General features: G+C 42.6%; 23 protein-coding genes and 1 pseudogene. 11 read left to right on the forward strand and 13 right to left on the reverse strand.

Annotated features, from left to right (window positions below):
* The first annotated feature begins 266 nt into the window (after positions 1-266).
* From NT175_12230 to NT175_12240, 3 genes are all read left to right on the forward strand, one after another.
* Positions 267-1,310, forward strand: coding sequence for an ammonia-forming cytochrome c nitrite reductase subunit c552 (locus NT175_12230; GenBank protein MCX6235462.1), 1,044 nt, complete (start codon positions 267-269; stop codon positions 1,308-1,310).
* Positions 1,311-1,409: 99 nt separating this feature from the next.
* Entirely contained in the window at positions 1,410-1,802 is a 393-nt protein-coding gene (locus NT175_12235) for a hypothetical protein (GenBank protein ID MCX6235463.1), read from the forward strand.
* A 32-nt stretch (positions 1,803-1,834) separates the two neighbouring features.
* Positions 1,835-2,719, forward strand: a complete 885-nt coding sequence (locus tag NT175_12240; protein ID MCX6235464.1) for a DUF5777 family beta-barrel protein — start codon at positions 1,835-1,837, stop codon at positions 2,717-2,719.
* A 90-nt stretch (positions 2,720-2,809) separates the two neighbouring features.
* Here NT175_12240 and NT175_12245 read toward each other — a convergent pair whose 3' ends face one another.
* Together NT175_12245 and NT175_12250 are read right to left on the reverse strand one after the other, a co-directional pair.
* Complete coding sequence (locus NT175_12245; GenBank protein MCX6235465.1) at positions 2,810-4,315, reverse strand: NapC/NirT family cytochrome c; 1,506 nt, start codon at positions 4,313-4,315, stop codon at positions 2,810-2,812.
* Positions 4,316-4,405: 90 nt separating this feature from the next.
* Positions 4,406-4,951, reverse strand: a complete 546-nt coding sequence (locus tag NT175_12250) for a T9SS type A sorting domain-containing protein (GenBank protein ID MCX6235466.1) — start codon at positions 4,949-4,951, stop codon at positions 4,406-4,408.
* Between the two features lie 61 nt (positions 4,952-5,012).
* On the opposite strand from NT175_12250, the gene ispG reads away from it, so the two are divergent.
* Complete coding sequence (gene ispG / locus NT175_12255; protein MCX6235467.1) at positions 5,013-6,764, forward strand: (E)-4-hydroxy-3-methylbut-2-enyl-diphosphate synthase; 1,752 nt, start codon at positions 5,013-5,015, stop codon at positions 6,762-6,764.
* On the opposite strand, the gene NT175_12260 is transcribed toward ispG, so the two are convergent.
* The 3 genes and pseudogenes from NT175_12260 to NT175_12270 all read right to left on the reverse strand — a co-directional run bounded on the left by NT175_12260 (position 6,724) and on the right by NT175_12270 (position 9,182).
* The gene (locus NT175_12260; GenBank protein ID MCX6235468.1) at positions 6,724-7,677 is read right to left on the reverse strand and encodes a diacylglycerol kinase family lipid kinase; all 954 of its coding nucleotides are present in this window, start codon (positions 7,675-7,677) and stop codon (positions 6,724-6,726) included. The genes ispG and NT175_12260 overlap by 41 nt on opposite strands.
* A 7-nt stretch (positions 7,678-7,684) precedes the next feature.
* Positions 7,685-8,698: a glycosyltransferase family 9 protein gene (locus tag NT175_12265; GenBank protein MCX6235469.1), complete on the reverse strand. Its 1,014-nt coding sequence runs from the start codon at positions 8,696-8,698 to the stop codon at positions 7,685-7,687.
* 241 nt (positions 8,699-8,939) lie between these two features.
* Positions 8,940-9,182, reverse strand: a pseudogene (locus NT175_12270) (aminotransferase).
* A gap of 160 nt (positions 9,183-9,342) precedes the next feature.
* On the opposite strand from NT175_12270, the gene NT175_12275 reads away from it, so the two are divergent.
* A complete protein-coding gene (locus tag NT175_12275; protein MCX6235470.1) occupies positions 9,343-10,530 on the forward strand; it encodes a phosphoglycerate kinase in 1,188 nt (395 codons plus the stop codon).
* On the opposite strand, the gene NT175_12280 is transcribed toward NT175_12275, so the two are convergent.
* The 3 genes from NT175_12280 to NT175_12290 are packed head-to-tail and all read right to left on the reverse strand — an operon-like array spanning position 10,514 to position 12,577.
* Positions 10,514-11,077: a CvpA family protein gene (locus NT175_12280; protein MCX6235471.1), complete on the reverse strand. Its 564-nt coding sequence runs from the start codon at positions 11,075-11,077 to the stop codon at positions 10,514-10,516. The two genes, NT175_12275 and NT175_12280, sit on opposite strands and share 17 nt — an antisense overlap.
* Before the next feature lie 17 nt (positions 11,078-11,094).
* On the reverse strand, positions 11,095-11,841 hold the full coding sequence (locus NT175_12285) for an ATP-binding cassette domain-containing protein (GenBank protein MCX6235472.1): 747 nt from the start codon (positions 11,839-11,841) through the stop codon (positions 11,095-11,097).
* A complete protein-coding gene (locus NT175_12290; protein MCX6235473.1) occupies positions 11,834-12,577 on the reverse strand; it encodes an ABC transporter permease in 744 nt (247 codons plus the stop codon). The genes NT175_12285 and NT175_12290 overlap by 8 nt, the downstream gene beginning before the upstream one ends.
* Positions 12,578-12,892: 315 nt before the next feature.
* Between NT175_12290 and NT175_12295 the strand changes: the two genes are divergently transcribed.
* The 4 genes from NT175_12295 to NT175_12310 all read left to right on the forward strand — a co-directional run bounded on the left by NT175_12295 (position 12,893) and on the right by NT175_12310 (position 17,391).
* Positions 12,893-13,504 carry a SprT-like domain-containing protein gene (locus NT175_12295; GenBank protein MCX6235474.1) on the forward strand — a complete coding sequence of 204 codons (612 nt, stop codon included), beginning with the start codon at positions 12,893-12,895 and terminating at the stop codon, positions 13,502-13,504.
* An 88-nt stretch (positions 13,505-13,592) separates the two neighbouring features.
* Complete coding sequence (locus NT175_12300) at positions 13,593-14,684, forward strand: mannose-1-phosphate guanylyltransferase (protein MCX6235475.1); 1,092 nt, start codon at positions 13,593-13,595, stop codon at positions 14,682-14,684.
* Positions 14,685-14,708: 24 nt separating this feature from the next.
* Positions 14,709-16,865 carry a S46 family peptidase gene (locus NT175_12305; GenBank protein ID MCX6235476.1) on the forward strand — a complete coding sequence of 719 codons (2,157 nt, stop codon included), beginning with the start codon at positions 14,709-14,711 and terminating at the stop codon, positions 16,863-16,865.
* 55 nt (positions 16,866-16,920) lie between these two features.
* A complete protein-coding gene (locus tag NT175_12310; GenBank protein MCX6235477.1) occupies positions 16,921-17,391 on the forward strand; it encodes a CYTH domain-containing protein in 471 nt (156 codons plus the stop codon).
* Between the two features lie 19 nt (positions 17,392-17,410).
* Here the strand turns inward: NT175_12310 and NT175_12315 are convergent, their stop codons facing one another.
* The 4 genes from NT175_12315 to NT175_12330 are packed head-to-tail and all read right to left on the reverse strand — an operon-like array spanning position 17,411 to position 20,137.
* Positions 17,411-17,884: an IPExxxVDY family protein gene (locus NT175_12315; protein MCX6235478.1), complete on the reverse strand. Its 474-nt coding sequence runs from the start codon at positions 17,882-17,884 to the stop codon at positions 17,411-17,413.
* An 11-nt stretch (positions 17,885-17,895) separates the two neighbouring features.
* Positions 17,896-18,624: a ribonuclease III gene (gene rnc / locus NT175_12320; GenBank protein MCX6235479.1), complete on the reverse strand. Its 729-nt coding sequence runs from the start codon at positions 18,622-18,624 to the stop codon at positions 17,896-17,898.
* 10 nt (positions 18,625-18,634) lie between these two features.
* Positions 18,635-19,888, reverse strand: coding sequence for a beta-ketoacyl-ACP synthase II (gene fabF / locus NT175_12325; protein ID MCX6235480.1), 1,254 nt, complete (start codon positions 19,886-19,888; stop codon positions 18,635-18,637).
* 12 nt (positions 19,889-19,900) lie between these two features.
* On the reverse strand, positions 19,901-20,137 hold the full coding sequence (locus NT175_12330) for an acyl carrier protein (protein ID MCX6235481.1): 237 nt from the start codon (positions 20,135-20,137) through the stop codon (positions 19,901-19,903).
* Positions 20,138-20,237: 100 nt separating this feature from the next.
* On the opposite strand from NT175_12330, the gene purN reads away from it, so the two are divergent.
* Entirely contained in the window at positions 20,238-20,801 is a 564-nt protein-coding gene (gene purN / locus NT175_12335; protein MCX6235482.1) for a phosphoribosylglycinamide formyltransferase, read from the forward strand.
* 67 nt (positions 20,802-20,868) lie between these two features.
* Here purN and NT175_12340 read toward each other — a convergent pair whose 3' ends face one another.
* Positions 20,869-21,765 carry a DMT family transporter gene (locus NT175_12340; protein ID MCX6235483.1) on the reverse strand — a complete coding sequence of 299 codons (897 nt, stop codon included), beginning with the start codon at positions 21,763-21,765 and terminating at the stop codon, positions 20,869-20,871.
* Between the two features lie 412 nt (positions 21,766-22,177).
* Between NT175_12340 and NT175_12345 the strand changes: the two genes are divergently transcribed.
* Positions 22,178-26,095, forward strand: a complete 3,918-nt coding sequence (locus NT175_12345; GenBank protein ID MCX6235484.1) for a DUF1565 domain-containing protein — start codon at positions 22,178-22,180, stop codon at positions 26,093-26,095.
* Positions 26,096-26,286 lie beyond the last annotated feature (191 nt).

Below are 26,286 nucleotides of genomic sequence, written 5' to 3' on the forward strand. Positions count from 1 at the left end.
CTGAACAATGAATTTTGTCAAAACAAAAACTGCATCAATATCTTACAAATTATCCCAGCTTGCCTAATTTTTTGTATTCGTCCTGGAAATAGTATAGCTTTTTATCCGAATTTTGGATTTATGAATTATTCAGGTTAAATCACTGAGATAATAAATATTTATCATCTAAAAATCGACATATATCATTTTTTATATATTGATGGATTTAAATAGTTAGACTAATATTGTCCCCAGTAAAATATTTCTAAAATCAAAAATTAAATATCATGAAAAAATTCACATTTTTATCAGTATTTTCAGCAGTTGTGCTAACAATGGCACTGATCATAGCAAGCTGTACAAAAGAGGGACCGGCAGGACCACAAGGTGCACAAGGACTTAAAGGTGAAGACGGCATCAATGGTACGGATGGTACAGCAGGATGTATCACGTGCCATGATAATTCCGAACTTGTTGAGGCCAAGATTTTACAATGGGGAAATTCGAAGCATGCAATCGGCGGAACTTTCTTTGAAAACGCGACAACCTGTGCACCTTGTCATACAAGCCAGGGTTTCAAGGAAGTGCTGGTGACTGGTGCCCATGTAACTGCAGAAGACGTGCAGGATCCCTCCAATATAAATTGTTATACTTGTCACAAAATTCATGACACATACACAGATGGTGACTGGACCTTAAGGAAGACCGATCCCGTCACCTTTTGGTGGAATGGCGAGGAACATGATTTTGGAATGGCTAATCTGTGTGCACAGTGCCACCAGTCAAGGCCACAGGCGACCTTCCCGGATGTGAATAATCCCGAAGGCACTTTCACCGTCACATCCACCCGATTTGGCCCGCACCATGGCCCGCAAAGTGAACTGCTCGTTGGCACCGGAGTATACCTGGTCGGTGGCGATTATCTCGACAACATGCATGCAACTATCGAAAATAGTTGTATAACCTGTCATATGTCGAAAGCGATCGGTAATATGACAGGCGGACATACCGTTAATATCAACAATGAAGAAGAAGGATTGAATGTAACAGGCTGTACAGAATGCCATACAGAAGAAGAAGCAATTGCAGCCATCGAAGAATTGCAGCCTGAGATCCAGAACCTTCTTGATACGCTTCAGACCTTGCTGACCGATGCAGGCATATATGATCCGGCAACCGAAGCGGCAGTGAAGGGAGATTATCCTAACAAGATCGCCGGTGCTTTCTTTAACTATATGTTTATTAAAGAAGATAAGAGTTTAGGCGTCCACAACCCGAAATTTGCAAAGACACTGCTTGAGAACTCAATTGCTTCTATAAGTAGCAATTAATAATCCATTTTAGAAAGAAGAAGGCTTCACTAATTGAAGCCTTCTTTTCTTATCTTAGTAACTAAATCATATATTGAAAGACAGCTTAAATTTTAAACCATGAAAAGACGTATCTTTAACATTCTTCTGCTGGGTTTTTCAATGTTCGCACTTCTGGTTTCATGCGAATATGAATTTATTCCGGTGCCCCAACCCCCGCCACCAAATCCTACTGATACGGTTTTCTTCACCAGGGATATACTCCCGATTTTCACCACAAACAATAATTGCACGGGTTGTCATGAAGCCGGTAACCAGTCACCAGACCTGACTGCAGCAAATGCATACAGCAGCATCATAAGTATGGGATTGGCCGACACAGCTGCACCTGAATTAAGTATACTGTATAATTATCCAAAACAGGGTACCAGCACTCACTCATGGAAAAAATATACTGATAGCCAGGCTAATGATGTTCTGCAGTGGATCAGGCAGGGAGCGTTGAATAACTAACAATTAATCATTAATAATTAATAATTGATGACATGAAAAAGTTAATCGCCGATATTGTCATATTTTTTTCAGGAATCAGTTTTCTTGTGGCTCAGGAAACAACTGAGCCTGCAAAAACCGAGGATAAACCGGTCAGATCACCCTTTGAAAGCGGTATACTCATCGATAATCAGACCTGTGTCATTCCCTCAGCCAAAACACTTGAGTTTCTTCTTGAACACCGGTTTGGCACCATGCAAAACGGTATGGAGGATTTCTTCGGTATATGGGGAGGCGCCAATATCCGTTTGGGATTGAATTATAGTATTACAAACTTTCTGATGGTTGGTGCAGGTACTTCGAAAAATTACCGGCTTCAGGATATCCGCTGGAAATGGGATATCATTAAACAAACACGATCGGGCAGAATCCCTGTCTTTGTAACCTATTTTGGCAATATCACCATGGATGCGAGAAACAAGAGCGAATTTGGAGATAATTATAAATTCACCAACAGATTATCCTATTTCACAGAACTTATTGTCACGAGAAAATTTCACGATCGCTTCATACTGCAGGTTTCAGGCAGTTTCTCACATATCAATAAAGTAGAACAAGGCCTGGAGCATGATAAAATCGGGATTTCTTTCGGAGGCAGGATAAAGATCACTCCGCAGTCGTCATTTATTTTCAATTATGATATTCCACTCAATACAACCAAGATAGCTGAAAATGACCCCATGTACAAACCCTATCAGAATTTTGGTGTAGCCTGGGAAATTTCGACAAGTACCCATTGCTTCCAGTTCACTTTCAGCTCAGCCAACAGTCTCAGCAGGCAATACAACTTCCTGTTCAATGATAATGACTGGACAGACTGGTCAAATGGCTGCCCTCTGATGATTGGTTTGAACCTGACCCGTTTATGGAACTTTTAGGGGGTTTCCTACACTCTGAAATCGAGCATTCATAATCTGAACTAGTGCTAAATTTTACGAGTTTAAGATTTGACATTCGGTTTTTATTCCCTAAGGATATAACTCTTTATGGCATTCGACGCATAAGGTTGACTTCCACTCATCACCGATATCGACCGGATGTTTAAACTCAAGCGAAGTTGTGACTGTACCAACTTCAAGGTTGCCGGGTTCACCCTGAGCCACAATCGAGTGGCACAGATTACAATCCTTGGAAATAATATGTCCCTTATCACTGGTATGAAGGTTATCATGACATCGGAAACAGCCAGTGAATTCAATATGGCCGATATGGTTGGGATAGGCATTCCATCTGACATTCATTTCAGGGAAAACATTCCTTTCAAATTGTGTGATAATACCCTCAATGGCCTTATCAACAAGCGCTTTACCTGAATCAGTCGCAACAATTTCAGGATATGAATCCTGATAATATTTATTCACTTCATTCCGGATAAACTGGACTGCACTGTCGGTAGTAGAGAATTTATCATTAAGGGCCTCCATAGCGACGAATTTCATATCCGGAAGATCCTTGGGAATAATACCGGAAGTCATGCCGTTGTCGATAAAATACTGCGGTGTCTGATAATCATGTGACGGACGGTTATGGCAGTCCATGCAGTCCATCACCCGCGTTTCCATTTCATTCAGTTGTTCATCGGTAAACTCTTTATCCTGAGTGTTATAAACATAGACTTCACCAGTTTTAAGATTAGTGTACTTTACCCAGGGAATAGACTCGCGGTCTTTTGTTCCGGCCTTATATTCAATTTTTATGTTTGGATTGATATGCCAGTGAATACCTTCCTTGAGTCCGAGTGCGCTGTATTGCGGGCCGACCTTCATCCGCAGGTTAATATCCCATTCCACATTGCCATCACTGAGAAAATGTTTTTCAATAATGTCCTGATTTGCATAGAATTTCTGGGGCCAGTGGCACTTTTCACACGTTTCTCTGGCCGGGCGCAGGCTGGAAATAGGAGTTGGAATAGGTCGTGGATAGGTATTGAATGTGGCCGCATAGACCTGATATAAACCAGAAAGTTTTGATTTTACATACCAGTTAGCGCCCGAACCGACATGACATTCCACACAGGCTACACGTGCATGAGCTGAATTCTGGTAAGCTGTATATTCTGGGTTCATCACCTTATGGCAGAGTTTCCCGCAAAACTCAACCGATTCGGTAAAATGAAATGCTTCATAGCTGCCCACAGCAGAAAGCAGAAGAAAAATCATGGAACCGACGCCAAATAGCATAAAAGCATTGCGCTGCCGGTAATTATTGAAGTCGATTACAGGCCACTTCGGCTCTTCAACTTTTTTGTCCCTCTTATCCTTCCGTATTGTACGGATCATTCCAACCGGGATTAGCAACAATCCTGCTATCAGAAAAACCGGTAAAATAATATAAATAAACAGACCAAGGTAAGAGCTACCCTGTTTGAGGAAGACGGAGATAACGAATAAAAAGACGATCATGAAAAGGGCTACAAGAGCAACTGTAACTCCTATCAGAGAGGTCCAGTTGTTTAAGGAACGCGGGAGTTTCATAATAAAACATGATTATAGATTTATAACAAATATATAAAATGTTATAAATCCACACACCTTTTTATTGAATGTTCTCCTGTTGATCCGTCATTATCGCTGAACGATCAGCTTGTCGACAACCGTATTTTCACCAATGATATATTTCAGAATATAGATCCCATTCCTGAGGACACCTGGCAACTGAACCGTTTTGGAATAATGACCAGCACCCTGGTGTTCATCCATTAAAATCGCACACTGTTGACCAGCCATGTTATACAGTTCAATTCTGACTGTGGCAGCACTTGAAATGGAATAGTCAAAAGTCAGATTTTCACTGGCAGGATTTGGATAGTAGCCAAAATGTAAAATTTCATTTTCTCTGATTGATGTTGAAAGATCCTCGGGGATAACCAGGGTGGATAGTTTGGTGACCGGTTTACTGACCGTAAATGCACCATAAAAGGTGACGCTTCCTGTTCCTGCGGCAGGGGCCGTCCAGTTAAATGACCACACTTGTGTACTTGAGTTGCTGGCAGACGAGTGGGTGACATATTTACCATTACCGACCAGTTTATTTCCGGTTCCGGCTGTTAAGGTTCCCACCAGGTTTCCGGAAGGTGTATCGATCAGACAGTGCCTAAAATATCTGGTCATGAAGTTTGTTTAGGTTTATATACTAATTTTAACTGAAAATATACCGGATATTTGTACTATTATGGCTGATCCTTTTGTCTATTGTAACAGTCTGACTTCCTATTCACGAATACGGACACGTGTTGTCCAGATCAGTGATATACCACTTGGTGGGGATAATCCTATTCGAATTCAGTCAATGACCTCAACAAACACCCTCGATACATATTCAACGGTTGATCAGGTCATCCGGATGGTTAATGCAGGATGTGAATATGCCAGGATCACCACACAGAATTTAGTGGAGGCTGAAAATCTTAAACATATCAGAGAAGAGCTGCAGAAAAGAGGGTATAGGATCCCACTTATCGCTGATGTGCATTTCAATCCCAAAATTGCTGAGATTGCAGCAGGTCTGGTTGAAAAAGTCAGGGTAAATCCGGGCAATTATGCGGATAAAAAAACCGGGAAGGCAGAATTCTCAGAATCGGAATACCAGGAAGGATTGGAACGGATCAGGGAACGCCTGATACCGCTCATCAGGATATGCAAGTCGCATGGAACCGCACTGCGTATTGGTAGTAACCATGGCTCCTTATCCGAACGTATCATGAGCCGTTATGGTGATACGCCTTACGGTATGACAGAATCGGTTTTGGAATTTGTGAGAATATGCCGTGATGAAGGATTCCATTCATTGGTCCTATCATTAAAATCAAGCAACACCAGGGTGATGGTCCAGTCAAACCGTTTGCTGGTTCACAGGATGATGGAGGAGGGAATGGACTACCCTGTGCATCTTGGTGTCACAGAGGCCGGTGAAGGAGAAGATGGGCGTATAAAATCCGCTGTTGGCATTGGTGCTTTACTCGAAGATGGCATCGGTGATACCATAAGGGTCTCACTAACGGAAGATCCGGAATGCGAAATCCCAATAGCAAAAATACTTTCGGACCGATACACCAGGAGGCAGCCTCATCTTCCGATCCCAGATACCGCCACCTCTCCGCATAATCCATTTGAATATCACAAAAGAGAAACCATTGCAGCGAAAAACATTGGTTCTACCCATGCACCGATCGTCATCACCAATGAAGACACTGAAAATCTTGAGTTGATTCCGGCAGCAGAATTTGATCCCATTAAATCAACCGGATTGATCTATCCATTCGTCATAACCAGGATCCAGGACATAGACCTCGATTTACTACAGAAACTGGAACAAAAACCAGGATCTGTCATGGTTTTTGAAACCACAAATACACATGGCATGGCTGAGCAGCGCCGGATGTTCTTTGAACTGCTAAAGCATAGCTGTAAAGTGCCGGTGATTATTAAAAGAACATACAGAGGTCTTGACAAAGACAGGCTTATTGTTTACAGTTCGACGGATCTTGGAGCATTACTGGTAGATGGCTTTGGTGACGGCATCTGGATCGATGCCGACCCTGAGGTTGAAACACCATTCCTTTCTTCCCTGTCACTGGGCATCCTGCAAGCCAGCCGTACAATGTTTTCAAAGGCTGAATTCATTGCCTGTCCTTCATGCGGCAGGACTCAGTTTAACATCCAGGAGACATTAAAACTGATCCGTGAAAGGACAGGTCATTTAAAAAAACTTACAATTGCCGTTATGGGTTGCATTGTAAACGGACCAGGTGAAATGGCAGATGCAGACTATGGTTATGTAGGATCCGGTCATGGCAAAGTCACTCTTTATAAAGGCAGAGAGGCACTCCAAAAGAATATAGATGAAAAGGATGCAGTAGAAGCCCTGGTTGAGATCATAAAGCTCAATGGTGACTGGAGTGATCAGCATGAGGGGTCCCAATGATGACTTTCAGGCTTAGTGGGACAATTTCGAAAAGAAAAGGAGAATGTCCCAGTGATTCGCCATCAGCCTCAAGGTACAATGGGGTTGAAGATTTGACTGTTATTGTTTTTCCCTGATAGGTATTTACCTGTGGCATATTAACCAGTGATCCGTCATATAATTTTCGTACACTGCGTATCACCTTAAACTTACCGATATTATTAATGACTGTCAGGTCGAGCAGGCCATCATCAGGGACGGCAAAAGGCAATTGTATCATTCCGCCGCCATTATATTTGCAGATGCCCACATTCATACTAAAAACTTCACCTTTTACAGGCTTGCCGTCGACAGTAATTTCATAATCCTGGTGTTTATATGAAAACAGACTTGTAAAAATATTCAACAAATAAGACAGAGGACCACCTTTTCCCTCATCTTTCTGCCGGTTTGTCTTTTCAGCGACAATTGCATCATAGCCCATGCCGGAGACGTTAACGAAATATCTGGAGCGGTGTGAGTCGGAGTTATAATAGGTCACTCTGGCAACGTCCTGGATGAAGGTATTCCCTTCCACTATCACATGTATGGCTTCTTCGTACTTTGAAGGTATGTTAAACATTCTTCCCCAGTCATTTCCTGTGCCGACAGGTATCAGTCCCAGTGTGATATCGAGTGGAGGATATTTCTGCTGTAAAAAAACGCCATTCACCACTTCATTGAATGTTCCGTCGCCACCGACAACAATAATATGTTTAAATCCCTTCTCGATATATTTTTTTGCCAGTTTGATGGCATGATTCCGATGTTCGGTGAAAACGCTGCTAAACAAAATATCATGATCGACTAAGAGGCGTGAAATTTTTTTCCAGTCTTTTTCACCCATTCTTCTCCCGGCATTAGGATTGACGATAACGAACCATTCGTGATCCATGCAATAATTATTGGTTAATAATTTTCATCAGTTGTTGTTTGACCCCTTCCGGTTGAATGTTTTCGATACATTGACACCGGTTTTTATGCCTGCACGAGTTACATTTTTGATTTTTAAAAATGTATGAGGCATGTTTACCAACGGGAGCCCATCGGCCAGGGTGAAGAGGTTTGATTGGCGGATAAAGACCGATGGCATATTTACCAAGTGCTGCTGCAATATGCAGTGGCCCTGTACTTGCGGCGACCATGCCATCGGAAGAACCAATTAAGCTGATAAGCCCGTTTAATGTGAGTTTACCTGTCAAATCGGTAACATGGGGATGATTTCCATGCAACATTTCTTTAATCCTGACACCCTCGTCTTCGGTTCCGGTTATAAAGATAGTAAATAAATCATTTGGAAGAATTTCTATCAATTTTCTGTAATTGTCCAAACCCCATTCCCTGCTGCTTCCTTTTGATAAAGGATGCAGAATAAGATTAAATTTATTTCCTGAAAATAAATTTTTAAAATGGTCAGGCAGGGGATCTTTGACAGAAAGTCCAAAATGTTCACCTATCTCCGGGAGTGAAAAACAACTGGTTATACCAAAGGGCCGCAAGAGTTTTAAATTCAATTGGGATTCGTGCAGGGATGAATGACGACGCGAAAGGGGGACAAGCCTGTTACAAGTTGACAAGTGAAAAAACCTGCCCGTAGTGCCGATTCGCACAGGTATCCGGGCTTTATATGCCATCACGGCTATGTCCTTTACCGGGAAAACATGAACGATGGCATCTGCACCTGTTTCACTGATTAACTTTACCCGGTTTCTCTCTTCTTCCCGTTTGAGCATCGACCAGTCGATGAAGTCATCCACATAATCGCATGCGCTAATAATTGGTTTTGTATATGACTGTCCCAAAAAAATGATCCTGCAACCCGGGAATTTTTCTTTCAGAAATCCGGCAACCGGACATGTCAACACCACATCTCCTATGCTATCTGTCCTGCTGATGATAATTGTTCCAGGAGTCATGGGGCAAAGTTATCTTTTTTTGTTAAATCATTGCAATCAATGGGATTAACAATCAAATCCATTTATGGGATGATGATAAAGTTATCCCAATCGTATCCAAATGCAAAGCGATTGCGGAAATTCACAAGTTCTTTATATGACAATTGTACGGATGAAGTACATTCTGTATAGCCAATTTTCCATCCTGTGGCATGAAATGTTTTACCAAATGAGCCAATGACGAATGAACGGGATGAATCCTCTTTACTTTTTCGGATAATCGTTCCCGTAATGCCGGCACTCCCTGCATGGGAGCATATTGATTGTATCCTTTCTTCATGTATTTATTTACCGGGCTGATCAGTTTTTCGGAAATGGGAAAATCCGGAAAACCCTGCGACAAGTTGATCGCTTTATAATCACCGGCGAGTTTCGACATCACCGTAAAAATGGTCGTTTCAACGCCCGGAAGCTTGGATGTTATGGAACCACTATAATTTCTCATATCTTTCTATTCTAAAATGAGGAACAACAGAACAGTAAAATTATAAATAATACCTTCGTGGCAGATAAGTGTATATTTGCATATCTGTATCGATTCATCTAATTTTGGCATTGGCAATATAAGAATAAGCAAGATATGATACTCTAAAATATCAAGGTATATGAAAACAGTTGACAACTATAATTTTAAAGGCAAGAGGGCATTGATAAGAGTTGATTTCAATGTTCCCCTCAATGAAACTTACGACATTACCGATACGACCCGGATTGACGCAGCTCTGCCCACAATCCGGAAAATTCTCGGTGACGGAGGTTCTGTAATTCTGATGTCGCATCTTGGGCGCCCGAAAGAGGGCTCCACTGAGAAATATTCACTAAAGCATCTGGTATCTTACCTGTCAAAAGTCCTGGGCCGGAAGATCTTGTTTGCCGACGATTGTATAGGTGTATCAGCGATAAATCTCTCAAAGGAATTAAAACCCGGAGATGTGTTGTTGCTCGAGAATTTACGTTTTTACAAGCAGGAGGAGAAAGGGGATATGGAATTTGCCGGCAAGCTGGCATCACTGGGAGATGTCTATGTCAATGATGCTTTCGGCACCGCTCATCGTGCACATGCATCCACAGCCGTCATTGCTAATTTTTTCCCAAAAGATAAGATGTTTGGATATCTGATGGCTGATGAAGTAAATAACATCAACAAGGTACTCGTCGATACCAGGCATCCCTTTACTGCCATACTTGGAGGTGCCAAGGTTTCGGGCAAAATAGAGGTCATCAATAACCTGCTTGGCAAAGTTGACAATCTGATTATCGGTGGCGGGATGATGTTTACCTTCATCAAAGCCATGGGGGGAAAGGTGGGGAATTCGATGGTTGAGGATGAGTTAATTGACACGGCCAAAAAAGCCATTGAAACGGCCAGGACTAAAGGCATAAAGCTTTATATTCCAAAGGATACCATTGCATCGACAGCTTTCGCAAATGATGCCGGCATGCAGATATGTGCTGCAAATCAGATTCCGGATGGCTGGATGGGTTTGGATATCGGGCCGGAGACACGTCAGGCTTTCGCGGCTGTCATTGAAAAATCGGCGACCATATTATGGAATGGCCCTATGGGTGTTTTCGAGATGCCGAATTTTGAGGAGGGCACAAAATTTATCGCACAGACCATCGTAAAAGCCACGAAGAACGGTGCATTTTCTCTCATCGGGGGGGGTGATTCAGTGGCAGCGATCAATAAATACGGCCTTGCCGGCCAGGTCAGCTATGTTTCCACCGGGGGTGGCGCCATGCTGGAATGCATTGAGGGCAAAGTTTTACCTGGTATCAAAGCGATCGGTTAATACTCTTTTTCCCAATTGAATCCATAACTGTCGTATCGGATGGTGGGGGTGGATTAAACTTCAGTTCCCGCTCTTTCAAAAGTGCCAGCAATGCAGGGATCACTTTTTCCAGGGGGTCATAAAGAAAGGACCCCTGCTTCATTTTTTCAGTGATGATGCGTTGACGGGTATCGATGACTGAGATAAGGAACAAGATCAGGCTGACGAGAACGACAGCTTTAGCGAAACCCAATAGTGCTCCCAAAATTTTGTTTAGAAAACCCAGAGCCATTAAATCTACGGCCTTTTCGAGCATCTTACCCAGAAAAAAAAGCAGGATAATCACTGCAAGGAATATAGCGACGAAAGAGATAAGCCGGATGTAGGGGGAAGTTGCATGGAATTGTTCGATAAAAATTGTCGCTAAGGGTCCTGAAAACCTTATACTCAAATATAATCCCAAAATAAAAGCGATCAGTGACACAATCCCGATAATAAAGCCTTTTGTAAAGCCCCTGTATGTCATCCAGAGTAACGGTAAAGCCAGGATGATATCAAAGATGTTCATAATAGATACAGGCTTGATTAAGCTCGCAGTTTTCGTGTAAGTTCGGTTGCGAAGACAAAGTCATTCAACTCTTTATTATCGCTGGTCAGTATGTTGCTGCTATCTCCTTCCCACCACAACTCGCCCTGATAGATGAAAGCGACCTTATCGCCAATTTCGACAACTGAATTCATGTCATGGGTATTGACAATGGTTGTGATATTATATTCCTTTGTTATTTCACTAATCAGGTTATCGAGGACGTTGGAAGTCTTAGGATCGATGCCGGAATTCGGTTCATCGCAAAAGAGGTAACGGGGGTTTAAGGCAATAGCCCGGGCTATGGCAGTACGTTTAGTCATACCTCCGCTGAGCTGTGATGGTAAAAGGTTATTTGTACCTTCAAGGTTTACGCGTTTGAGGCAAAAGTTGACCCGATCAAGCTTTTCTTCAAATGACATATCGGTATTCATTGTCAGCGGGAACATGACATTTTCCTGGACCGTCATCGAGTCGAACAAGGCTCCGCCCTGGAATAGCATGCCAAATTCCTTCCTGAGTTTTTTCAGTTCCGAAAAGTTCATATCTCCTGCACAGCGGCCATCAAAGTATATTTTCCCCTCGTCAATTGGATAGAGTCCGATGATGCATTTCAGCAGTACGGTCTTACCTGAGCCGCTCTGACCGATGATCAGATTGGTTTTACCTTTATCAAACGACAGGGATATATTTTTCAGCACCTCACCGCCGTTAAACCGTTTACATATATTTTGAACTTCAATCATTAAGCAACAACTGTGTTAGGATAAGGTTAAAAAGGATGATAAATATGCTGCTTTGGACGACGGCTTTAGTGCTGGCCTGGCCGACTTCCTGTGCTCCCCCTCTCGTTATATACCCGTAATATCCTGATATGGAGGTGATGATAAAAGCAAAGAATACTGTTTTAATCAGCCCATAGATAATATCGTAATTTCTATAAAAGGCCCTGATGCCATAAATATAATCATAGGCAGTGACAAGGTCAGTCAATATTCCAATCAGCCAGCCTCCGGCAATGCCAAGTACCATACTGATGGCTATTAATACGGGATTAATAATAAGGGCTGCGGTGATTTTTGGTAATATGAGATAATTGGCAGGATTGACTCCCATGATTTCCAGGGCATCGATTTGCTCGGTTACCCGCATGGTGCCTATCTCCGAAGCAATCCTGGAACCTACTTTTCCGGCGAGAATAAGACTGATAATGGTTGGAGAGAACTCCAGGACGACCGACTGTTTAGTGGCAAAACCGATAGTGTACAGGGGAATAAGTGGTGAATCAACATTAAAGGCCATCTGAATGGTCACAACAGCACCCATGAAAATGGATATGATCGCCACAATACCAAGCGATTCCAATCCGAGGCTTTCAATTTCCCGAATGGTTTGCTGGCGGAAAATTTTCCACTTCTCAGGTCGCCTAAAGACCTGTTGCATTAAAAGAAGATATTGTCCCAGGTTGAAAAGAAATTTCATACCTTGAAATATTTCTGCTAAAATAACGAAAAATTGTTAAAGATATTCCGGGAAATCACAAAAATGAGAGTTCCGGAGGTCATAATTTTATACTTTTGGATTCCATTAAAATAGCATAAACAATGCGCCTGCTTCTAACTTATTTAGCGTTCATCATTCTCATGTGCTTTGCTGTTTGTCTGAGTTCCTGCAATTCATCAAAGCATTACCCTTTAAAAAACAAGCATCAGACGAAGATGAAAAAGAAATACAGGAAATATGACTGTAGGTGTTATATATACTATGGTTGGGAAAAATTCACTTACTTAAATTCTGATGGCCAGTTATAAAGATCTCCTGAAAAAGTATATACCGGAAGCAGCCATACAAGCAGTTGATATGTGGCTTGGGCAATATTCCGTGTATCTTCGCCTGCGGTCGGCGCGCCGTTCGAAGATGGGATCATATCACCCGCCACAGAACGGACATCCTCATTATATTAGCGTGAATCAGGATCTTAATCCCTATGCTTTTCTTATTATTCTGGTCCATGAAATCGCGCATGTTGTCGTGTGGGACCAGTACCGGCAACGTGTAAGGCCACATGGAAAAGAGTGGAAAGAGACCTTTAAAGTCCTTATAGATCCGTTTCTTGAAAAGGGAATTTTCCCTGACGATATATCCCATGCACTCAAAAAGTATCTTCAAAAAACTTATGCTTCCATTGTGACCGATATAGCCCTGATGAGGGTACTCCAGCGCTATCAGAATGAGGGCACCATGATTCTGGAAGATCTCCCATATCAGTCCACTTTCAGGATACATGACGGCAGAACATTCAGGAAGCTGGAAAAACTAAGAAAACGTTACAGGTGTCAATGCCTTAAAACCAAACGGATGTATCTTTTTAATCCCATTGCCCAAATTATTCCTGTCGATGCAATGTAAGATATTGATTCTCTTTTTATATTTTTGCGTTGATGCCGGATGATTACATGTATCAGCTGACTGAAAACACCTCATATACAAATTGACGATGAACAAAAACCACTATTGTGTGATAATGGCCGGTGGTATCGGCTCACGGTTCTGGCCGATGAGCAGGACATCGCATCCGAAGCAGTTTATTGATATACTTGGAACAGGCAAGACGCTTCTTCAGAAAACATTCGAACGGTTTGAACAGATATGCCCCCGGGAAAACATTTATATTGTCACCCATGAGTTTTATAAAAAGCTGATCAAGGACCAGATAACTGGTATTGGGGACCACCAAATCCTGTATGAGCCATACCGTCGCAATACCGCGCCCTGCATCGCCTATGCCAATTACAAGATACTGCAGATAAATCCTGAGGCTGTTATTGTTGTTGCCCCGTCCGATCACATGATTCTCAGGGAAGACATATTCATCGAGGTCATCACGTCAGCCCTGCTGGCAGCAGGAAGCCATGACTGGTTACTGACACTGGGCATTAAACCCAGCAGGCCGGATACCGGGTATGGATACATTCAGTTCATCGAGTCGTTCCCATATGCCATTGATTCACGTATCAAGAAGGTCAAGACATTTACTGAAAAGCCACAGCTTGAAATGGCTATGTCATTTCTGAAGAGCGGTGACTTCCTGTGGAATTCAGGCATTTTTGCCTGGTCGCTAAAAAGTATTCTGAAAGCTTTTGATAAATACCTTACAGAAGTTGACTCAGTTTTTAAGGAAGGGATGAGTAAATACAACACCTCCGAAGAAAAAGAATTTATAACAAAATCCTATGCCGTTTGTAAAAGCATTTCCATTGACTACGGAGTGATGGAAAAAGCTGACAATGTTTATGTACTTGCTTCGGATTTTGGCTGGTCTGATCTCGGAACATGGGGATCCCTCTACGAACACCTCAAAAAAGATGAACAGGGAAATTCCATTACCGGTAAAAATGTTCTGATCTATGATGTCATGAACAGCATCATTAAAATGCCATCTGAAAAACTGGTTGTGCTGCAGGGACTTGAAGATTATATTGTGGTTGAGGACGAAAATATTCTGCTGATATGTAAAAAAACCGACGAACAGAAGATCAGGCAGTTTGTAAACGATGTTAAAGAGAAAAAGGGAGAAAAAAATATATAATTACTTAACAAAACTCTGAGCTCTATGAAAAAAACACTCATTTGTTATTTTATTTTTTTTACCGGCCTTCTGAATTCACTCAGGGCAGATGAAGGCATGTGGCTGATGTTATTCATCGACCGGCTGAATTATACTGACATGCAAAAGATGGGACTGAACCTCACGCCTGAAGAAATATACAGTGTAAATAATTCGAGCCTGAAAGATGCTATTATTCAGTTTGGCGGGGGATGTACCGGCGAGGTTATCTCGCCTTCCGGTTTGATCATTACAAATCATCACTGCGGTTACGGATCGATCCAGTCGCAAAGTTCTGTTGAACATGATTACCTGACCGAGGGATTCTGGGCCGGTTCAAAGGAGGAAGAGCTTCCTATTGATGGATTGACAGCTAGATTTCTCATCAGGATTGAAGACGTATCGCAGCGGGTACTGAATGAAGTCAATGATCAGATGACTGAAAAGGAGCGAGGCAAGAAGATAGAAGAAATCAATAAGGTGATCATCAGGGAGGCCACAGAAGGAACGCCATATGATGCATCAGTAAGAAGCTTTTATAAAGGCAATGAATATTATCTCTTTGTTTATACGGTATACAAAGATGTGCGATTGGTTGGAGCCCCCCCTACTTCGATTGGAAATTATGGCGGTGACACGGATAACTGGATGTGGCCACGCCATACCGCTGATTTCTCACTTTTCAGGATATACTCAGCACCTGACGGAAAACCCGCTGAATATTCCAAAGACAACATTCCACTCAAACCAAAGTATTACCTGCCTATTTCACTTGATGGCGTTGAAAAGGATGATTTTGCCATGATTCTGGGTTATCCCGGAGGCACCAATCGTTATCTGACTTCATATGGAGTAACACTGGCAGTGGAACAGAATAATCCAACCATTGTCAAAATCCGCCAGGAGAAGCTGGATATTTACAAAGCCGATATGGATGCCAGTGATCAGGTCAGGATTCAATATGCTTCCAAATATGCCCGTGTGTCGAATTACTGGAAGTATTATATCGGGCAGACAAAGGGATTAAAAAGGCTCAAAATTGCTGACAGAAAAAGAGAACAGGAAGATCAGTTCAAGACTTGGGCTCTTGCCACTCCTGAAAGAAAAGCAAAATACGGCACTATTCTGACTCAGCTGGAGCAGGCTTTCAAAGAACAAAAGGAATTCGACTTTTTCAGAATATATTATACAGAAGCTGTCAGAGGGTGTGAAGCCATGACCTTCTCTTCGGGTTTTACCTCACTGAAAAATGCACTCATGGAGAAGAATCCCGATCAGGAAAAAGTCACGGAACTGATCAAGCCTTTGCAAGGCCAGGCAGAACGGTTTTTCAAGGATTATAACTTGCCTACTGACAAAAGAATCATGGCATCCATGCTCACCATGTATGACAGTGACGTGCCGGAAAACTTCAAGCCGGAGGAATTTATCCGTTTAGCTGCCAAATATAAAGGTGAGTTTAAAAAATTTGCAGCCCAGGCATTTGAAAAGTCCATATTCGTGAACAGGGAAAAAATCAATGCATTGCTTTCAAAGCATAGTGCGAAAGCTATTTCAAATGATCCTGTGTATGCTCTGATGTTTGCATTCTCCAACTTCTTTACCAAAACCATGTCGAATATGGATGTGATAACTGACACGCGGAGCAAGTGTGAACGGTTATATATGGCCGGATTAAGAGAGATGCAGCCGGATAAAAAGTTTTATCCTGATGCAAATTCGACCATGCGTATGACATATGGGCAGGTACTGGATTATTATCCAGCAGATGCTGTACATTATGATTACCAGACCACCCTTTTCGGGGTCATGCAAAAAGAGGACCCCTCCAATAGCGAGTTCATAGTGCCTGAGAAGTTAAAAAAACTTTACGAAGCCAGAGATTATGGACGGTATGGGCAAAATGGCAACATGTATGTCTGTTTCCTGACAAATAATGATATTACGGGTGGCAATTCGGGAAGCCCGGTGCTCAATGGTGATGGGCAGCTTATTGGTTTGGCATTCGACGGCAATTGGGAAGCCATGAGCGGTGATATTGCCTTTGAACCGGATTACCAGCGGACCATCTGTGTCGATATCCGTTATGTTCTTTTCATCATCGATAAATATGCCGGTGCGAAGAACATTGTTGATGAGTTGACGCTAGTAGAGAAGAAGTAGGCAGTTAGCAGTCGGCAGTCGACAGTCATAAAATTTAAGACGAAAAAATTTTATTATGCCGAGGGAGATTGAACGGAAGTTTCTGGTGACAGGTGACCACTACAGGCATCTCTCAAAAGGCACCTATTATCAACAGGGATACCTCAGCACAGTGAAAGAGAGAAGCATAAGGATCCGTATCGCAAATGGAAAGGGTTATCTGACCATCAAGGGTATTTCGAAGGGCGCAACACGAAAAGAATATGAATATGAGATCCCTGTTGGAGATGCCCGGGAGATGCTGAATGATCTATGTGTGAAGCCGAAGATAGAGAAATACAGATATACTTTTGATCATAAGGGCTTTACATGGGAGGTGGATGAATTTATCGGAGACAATGAAGGCCTGGTCATTGCTGAAATAGAGCTGGACACAGAGGATCAGATATTTATTAAGCCTGAATGGATCGGCGAAGAAATCACACATGATCCCAGATATTATAATGTCAATCTTATAGCAAATCCTTTTTCCCGGTGGAAAGGATGATAGCCAGGCGCAGCGATTATTAAACGTTGATGATTTGCTTCCGAATGTTTATCATATGAATTTCCAGATCGGAAAGAAAGTACCCGAAATTTTTCACTTCCGACATATCCACAGCAAATGCAGCATTAACATTGGGAATGGAAGCCAGTGCTTTTAACATTTCGCGCTGTTCATCAGGTGTTCTTTCACCTTCTGCAAGCAGGAAGTAATCGGTTTGTTTGAGTGAAGGGAAGAGTTTGCTTTCCGGATGGTGGTTGGATATCAGGAAATAGGTTGCTTTTCTGTCTTCATCAGGATAATAATAGAATGAATAGTTCAGGGGATTTGTTCCCTTCAAAGGGATAGATTGAAAATCCAGTGCTTTTTTAAAGTGAAAATGAAGGTGCTTATTGATGAGGAATGTTATTCGGTAGTCTTTCAAGTGGCACGATATGCCGATCATGGAATAATCCCCGTAATCTTTCGGTATGTTAAGCCGTAATTTTTTTACCATTCTGCCTCCTTTCAAGGTTCAGTTTGAAAAATGCTGTTGCATGCCTTTTCGGCGGCCAGTTGTTCAGCACCTTTAATAGAAAAGTCCTGTCCTTTCCCGGATGGAATATCATCGATATAAGCCTCGACGATATATTGCTTTCGTGGGCCTGTGCCAACTTCCTCAATCACCCTGAAATCGAGCATTTTTTTCATTTTCTGCGTCCATTCCAGCAAAGTGCTTTTTGGATTTACATCCATAGTTTCGATTTCATCTATATCGAGGTGAAACTTAATGATCCGGTTAATGATGATCTTTTTTGTAAACTCATAACCTCTGTCGAAGTACATTGCACCGATGAAAGCTTCGAATGTGTCACCGGCGATAGACCGGAACTGTGACAGGCTGTTTTGGCTTTTCTGGATGAGGCGGTCCAGGCCAAGTTTTCGCGACAAATCATTCAGCTGAGCACGGCTGACAATCTTGGAGCGCATTTGAGTAAGGAAACCTTCATCTTTGAAAGGGAATGTTTTATAGAGATAATCGGCAACCACCAGATTCAGTACCGCGTCGCCCAGGTATTCAAGACGTTCATTGCTGACTTTGACTCCATTAAACAGTTCCTGGGCTGCTGAACGATGACGGAAGGCCAGTTTGTATAAAAAGATATTGTCAGGATAAAATCCGAAAATATTTTTTATTGTTCTGAAGAGCTCTTTGTCGGGGGAAAGATAAATTTTTACTGGTTTGAAGCTTTTCAAATCCAACAGGTTATTGTATAAACTTCTTAAAAATGACCGAAACGTTATGTCCGCCAAACCCGAAAGTATTGCTAAGGGCTGCATGGACTGAACAATGAACCGCCTTATGGAAAGTAAAATTCAGACGGTTATCAATTTCCGGGTCATCTGAAAAATGATTGATGGTTGGGGGAATGGCATCATAATAAACGGCCAGAAGGGCTGCGATAGCTTCGACAGCGCCGGCGGCTCCCAGGAGATGACCAGTCATGGATTTTGTGGAATTGATATGAATGTTGTAAGCCTGTTCGCCAAAGCAGGCGATTATGGCTTTAGCTTCGGCGATATCGCCGAGAGGCGTTGAAGTTCCATGCGTATTAATATGATCGATATCGGTGGGCTTCATGCTGGCGTCTTCCAGGGCATTTGTCATGGATTTGCTTGCGCCCAGACCTTCGGGATGAGGTGATGTCATATGATAAGCGTCGGCTGACATGCCGGCGCCGGCGACTTCGGCATAAATTCTGGCACCCCTGCGCAGGGCATGATCAAGCTCTTCAAAAATCAATGCGCCGGCACCTTCACCTAACACAAACCCATCCCTATCTTTGTCAAAAGGCCGCGAAGCAGTTGCCGGATCGTCATTGCGTGTAGAAATGGCGTGCATGGCGTTGAATCCTCCGATGCCGGGAGGATTGATAGCCGCTTCGGAACCGCCGGCAACAAATGCATCGGCTTTACCGAGACGGATGTAATTGAACGCATCGACCAGTGCATTGGCTGATGAGGCGCATGCTGATACAGTAGCAAAATTTGGCCCCCTGAAGCCATATTTGATGGATATATGACCAGCGGCGATATCCACTATCATTTTAGGTATAAAGAACGGATTAAAACGTGGAATGCCTTCACCATTAGCGTAAGCAGTGACTTCATCGAGGAAGGTTTCGATACCGCCGATACCTGAAGCCCATATAACACCTATTCTGTCCAGGTTGAGAGTACCTATATCCAGGCCGGCATCTTTAATAGACTCATCGGCACAGACCAATCCGAACTGGGCGTAAAGATCGTACTTGCGCACATCCTTCCTGTCAAAGAAATTCAAAGGTTCAAAACCTTTGACCTGACAAGCGAATTTTGTCTTGAAGTTCGACGTATCAAAACGTGTAATAGGCTGAGAACCGTTAACACCTTTAATGAGGCCTTCCCAGAATTCTGAATGGGTATTGCCTATGGGAGTTAGTGCACCAAGCCCGGTAACAACAACCCGTTTTAATTCCATTAAAAAAATAGCTTATTTAGTATTCTTTTCAATGTAAGCAATAGCTTCACCTACTGTACTGATTTTTTCAGCCTGATCATCCGGGATGGCAATATTGAATTCCTTTTCGAATTCCATGATCAATTCGACGGTATCAAGGGAGTCGGCTCCTAAGTCATTCGTGAAACTTGCTTCAGGTGTCACTTCGTTTTCATCAACACCCAATTTATCGACAATGATAGCTTTAACTCTTGATGCAATGTCTGACATAATTTTAACTTTTTGGTTAAATAGCCTGCAAAGAACGGAATATTATCGGTGAAAACCAAAAATTATTTTATTATTTTGCAATCAGCAATCCGAAATATTCATGAAAAACATCGCCATATTTGCTTCCGGCAGCGGCACTAATGCTGAGAATATTACCGAATATTTCAAGCATCATGTGGAAGTCAGTATTAAACTTGTTCTTTCCAATAAAAAAGATGCCTATGTTCTGGAGAGGGCCAAAAAGTTCAACATCCCCACTTTTGTTTTTAATAAGGAGATGTTTTATCAGACTGATGAGGTCACAGGCATACTCAAAAAGAATCGCATTGACCTGATTGTGCTGGCAGGCTTTTTATGGTTGGTACCGACCAATATTTTGAAAGCATATCCGAACCGCATCGTCAACATTCATCCTGCACTTTTACCTAAATATGGAGGTAAAGGCTTTTACGGGATGTCAGTGCATGAGGCTGTTATTCAGTCGGGTGATAAAGAGTCGGGCATTTCCATTCACTATGTAAATGAACAATATGATGCCGGGGAGGTTATTTTCCAGGCGAAGTGTCCGGTTGAACCTGATGATACCCCGGAGAGTCTGGCGCAAAAGATACATAAACTGGAATATGAATGGTTTCCAAAAGTCATAGAGAGTATTATTAAATGACCCACGACTTAAGTCGTGGGTGAGTGGGCTAAATAAAAATTGACCCACGACTTAAGTCGTGGGCTATTTAAATAAAAAAAACTACTACCCCCCCTACTCCTAATACAGCGCCAATTATTTCCTTCAACGTGACCTTTTGCTTAAAAATAATTACTGCAGGAGCAATAATAAAAACCGGTACCATAGCCATGATTGTAGAAGCGATGCCGGCTTCGGTATGCTGCACGGAAAAAAGCGAGAAGGAAACGCCCAGGAAAGGTCCGAAAAAAGAGCCGAGAAGTATAGCTCTCATCCCTTTTCTATCTCCGACGGCATTTCGGATTTTGAACCACCGGCCTGAGATCAAAATTATCGCTGCGAAACCGATGAGTCCGGCAGTCACCCGTATCTGAGAAGCTGCAAAGGCATCGTATGAAGCCATTCCATATTTACTCAACACCAGTCCGACGGCCTGGCCTACAGCGCCACCGAAAGCCAGCAATATGCCTCTGACAGGATGCCGGAACCTGATCTTTTCACCATTGCCACTTCTGCCGAAAACAACCAGTACGATGCCGCTAAGGGTGATCATCATGCCGATAAAATTGAGAACGCTCATCACCTCGCCAAGTATCAGCCAGCTCACAAAGGCTGTTATAGGCGGCACGAGGGTCATGATGAGCATGGAAATACGTGAACCTATGATCGTGAAAGACTCAAACAGCATATAATCGCCTAACACAAAACCGACAAGGCCTGAAATGACGAGCCAGAACCAGGCATGTGCCGATGCATCAACAGGATAAATGATGCCGCGATGAATATATGAAAAGATGCTCAGGAACACCAGTGCCAGAGCCATACGCAACAGGTTGACAGCCAGTGATCCGACGCGTATGCTGGCCCTTTCAAACGACAGGGCGGTGATAGTCCAGAAGAAAGCTGTTGCTAATGCAGCGAATTCGCCGATATGACTCGAGAGCATAAATTCAAAATATTTATCTAACCCACGACTTCAGTCGTGGGAGAATGCAAAGATCAAAAATTATCTAGCCCACGATTTAAATCGTGGGAGAATAATATCAAGAGCGTTAACTTAAAAATCCCCGACGTTTGTTTATCCAAGCCCTACGTTCGTTTATCTGATTCATACCTGGTTTCAGGGTGATGTAATTTTAACCATCCTACACCGAAGATGGATTAACATGAGAGTATCTCTTTTAAAAACCGCAGAGAACACAGAGGATGCGCAGAGGGCGCAAAGAAAGGGACTCCAACCGCTCCGCGGTTTGAGTCCCAAAAGAGATTTCAGCCTCTACGTTCTTTGCACCCTTTACGGTTAAAGAAAGATTAAAACTGTACAAACACCTCTCAAGAGGAACAAAACCAAATATCCTATGAAAAAACTTACAATTCTCACAGCCTTCCTGCTCACGGCAACTATGCTATCCGGGCAGGTCATCCATGTCCCTGCCGATTATACGACAATTCAGCAGGCAATTGATACGGCAAACGTAGGCGATACCGTGCTTGTATCCCCCGGAACCTATGTGGAAAACATCAACTTTAATGGGAAAAATATCACTGTGGCTTCACTGTTCCTGACCACACAGGATACATCTTACATTTCACAAACCATTATTGACGGCAACCATGCCGGCAGCGTGGTGGCCTTTTATTATGAGGAAGATTCTACGGCATTACTTTGCGGTTTCACGGCCACAAATGGATACAGTGTATGTGGAGGTGGTATATATTGTAGTAGTTCTTCCAGCCCCATAATATCAAATGTGAGAATTACCGGTAATTCTACTTTTAGCTCATCCCGTCCTTTATATCATCCGGGTGAAGGAGGCGGAATTTATCTTGGATGGGCATCTGGAGTGGCATTAAAAAATGTGAGCATTTATAACAATTCATCGGAAGTTTATGGTGGTGGGATTTATTCAGAACAAAATGCAATCCCGATATTCGATAGCATAAACCGCTGTAATATCTACTTCAATAGAGCTGCTGAAGGGAATGACCTCTATTCAAACTCTTTCATTGAAGTGACCGTGGATACTTTTACAGTGAGTGTGCCAACCGAATTTCATGCTGCACCGATTTCCAATTTCTCATTCGATATCCTGCACGGTATGCATTCCCAGGCAAATGCTGATTTATATGTTTCACCATACGGAGATGATAACAATGAAGGTTTGACTACAGATGATCCGCTGAAAACCATTTTTTGCGCCTTTTCTATTATCCTGACTGACAGCTTGAATCCTAAAACAATTCACCTGCTTGAAGGGACTTACAGCCCATCTTCGAATGGTGAGCAGTTTCCTCTTTATTTTCCCGATTATACCAATCTCGCGGGTATTGAGAACACACTAGTTTTTCTTGATGCGGAAAATACCGCCGGTGTCCTGAAATTTCGAAACGACATACACTCAAATATTTCAGACATGACGATCACTCATGGATCAACGGCAGGAATTTCCTGCAGCAATTCCAGCCCAAACATACACGATGTGATTATTATCAATAATAATGGAAGCGGGATAATATGTAATAGCTCTTCCAGTCCTGAATTGAGTGATGTGACCATTACCGGCAACTCTGCCAACCAGGGCGGTGGAATTTCATGCTCGAATTCCACACCAATGTTCGACAGCCTCAATAGGTGTAATATCTATATGAACATTGCAACTGAAGGCAATGACTTATATTCCGACACATTCCTTGAGGTGATCGTAGATACATTCACTGTGCTTTATCCCAATGAATACGTTGCTGCTCCTTTTTCAAATTTTTCCTTCGATATTCAGCACGGCTATCATGAACAGCTAAATGCCGACCTGTTTGTATCACCTGATGGAAATGATGCTAACAGTGGCCTGACGGCCGACGAACCATTGAAGACCATAGAGGCGGCCTTAATTTACATTCTACCCGACAGTTTAAATCACAACACAATTCACCTTCAGGAAGGCACTTACAGCCCCTCCACAACCGGGGAGGATTTCCCAATTAGTATAATTGATTATATCAACCTGGTGGGAGTTGCAGAGTCGGAGGTTATCCTTGATGCCGAGGAAACAGCAGGTGTCATCCGGATAAATGGTACTGCATCCGATACCCTTTCAGGCATGACCATCACAAGGGGTTCAAGTTCGTACGGCAGCGGGATTTATTGTTATGACTCCCAATCCTCACTGGAAAATGTGACCATAACAGGTAATTCGGCTTCTGACTACGGTGGCGGAATATATTGTTTATATTCCAGCCTTACGCTCAGTAATGTGAGCATAACTGACAATTCGGGTGGTGGAATTTATTGTACGGAAAATTCTAATCTCATGTTGCAAAATGTCATCATCACTGGAAATTCAGCTTTTGGAGGTGGAGGGATATGTTGTGAATCTTCTGGCTTAACATTGGAAAATGTCTCTATAATCGGCAATTCATCTGATAATATAGGTGGAGGAATCTATTGTGCTTATGCGGACTTAACAATGGAAAATATTACACTTAACAATAATTCGTCAAATTATTGTGCCGGAGGGATTTATTGTTCAAATTCCAGCCTTTCACTGACTAATATAACCATTAGTGCGAATTCTGCAGGGAGTGAAGGCGGTGGGATCTATTGTGACAATTCCAGCCTGGTTTTTGACACCATTGACCTGTGCAACATTTATTGTAATGTGGCTCCTCTAGGTAATGACCTTTATGCAACATCTTTCCTCAATGTCATTGTTGACACCTTTACTGTGCTGAATCCCACTGCAGTTCATGCTTCACCATTGTCCAACTTCTCATTCGATATCCTTCATGGGTATTATGAGCAAGCGAATGCCAACCTGTTTATCTCACCCTCCGGGGATGACAATAATAGTGGACTTACAACCGGCGATCCGCTGAAAACCATCCATCACGCCTTAAACATCATTCTTCCCCAAAATACGATCTATCTGCTTGAAGGCCAATACAGCCCATCATCCAACGGTGAGTATTTTCCGGTTAGTATTCCAGATAGCATTAATCTTGAGGGAGAATCAGAATCATTGGTTATCCTTGATGCAGACAGTACATCCACGGTTATTCAATTTAGTAATAATAATTCTACCCATCTTTCAGGAGTGACTATCACGGGCGGATTTACTGATGACAGAGGTGGCGGGATATATTTTGATAATTCAAGTCCCTCTCTGACAAATGTGACGATAACGGGTAACTCGGCTTCAAACCACGGCGGAGGTATTTCTTGTTTCTTATCCAACCCCACCCTGGAAAATATTACCATTAGAGACAATTCGGCAAGTATTGGTGGTGGGATTGATTGTCTGAATTCAAACCCAATTCTAATAGATGGTACTCTCACAGGTAATTCAGCTTCATTGGGCAGCGGGATTCATTGTATGGCCTCAAGTCCTTCGCTTGAAAATGTCACTTTCCTTGGAAATTCGTCTGGAGGAGGGGCTGTTCTTCTATTTGGTTACAGTTCCAGCGCCACACTGGAAAATACGATTATCGTGGGTAACTTCGGGGGAGCGATTAGATGTACTTATTCTTCATATTCCGTTCTCAAAAATGTTACTATTGCAGGAAATTCATCAGATGGGAGTAATGAAATTTTATGTTATGAAGGTGGTAATGTTACCATGATCAATACTATTATGTATGATGATTCATTGCCGGAAATTTATTTCTATCCTTATGGCCTTCCAAATTCCATAACAATATCTAATTCTGATTTAAAAGGGGGTGAAGCCGGAATTGTAACCAACAACAATGGGACTATCAACTGGCTGGAAGGCAACATCGATGAAGATCCCCTGTTTATCAATAGCGGAGAACATCCCTATTCTTTATCTGATGGCTCTCCCTGCATTGATGCCGGCACACCGGATACTACCGGGCTGAACCTGCCGCCATGGGATATTATTGGAAATTACCGTATCTGGGACGGCGATGGGGATGGGATTGCGGTCGTGGATATGGGAGCGTATGAATATGGATCGATACCGGTAGGGATTGATAATCCGGGAGTCGACAGTCGGCAGTCGGCAGTCGGCAGTTATCCTAATCCATTTAGTGATTACACAACTTTTGAGTATGAACTGGAAGAACCCATGACGGTTACATTGACGATTTTCAACCATCTCGGACAGCAAATCGAAATGTTGGTCAATGGGCATCAATCCGCAGGTATGCATCAGGTGCGTTGGAATGCCGAAGATATACCTACTGGAGTGTATTTATATCGGCTATCGAAAATCGACAATCGACAATCGACAATCGGTAAGGTGGTGGTTGTAAAGTAGCGATGTGGCGATGTAACGAAATGAAAAATTGATTTAAGATATATTAATTTTTTTGAAACTGCAGAGAGCGCAGAGGATTCACAGAGGTCGCAAAGAAAGGGACTCCAACCGCTGCGCGGTTTGAGTCCCAAAAGAGATTATAGCCTGCGTCCTGCGGTTAAAGAACAATTAAAACTAGATAACCACCTCTC

The sequence above is a fragment of the Bacteroidota bacterium genome (assembly GCA_026391695.1).
Taxonomy (GTDB): Bacteria; Bacteroidota; Bacteroidia; order Bacteroidales; family JAGONC01; genus JAPLDP01.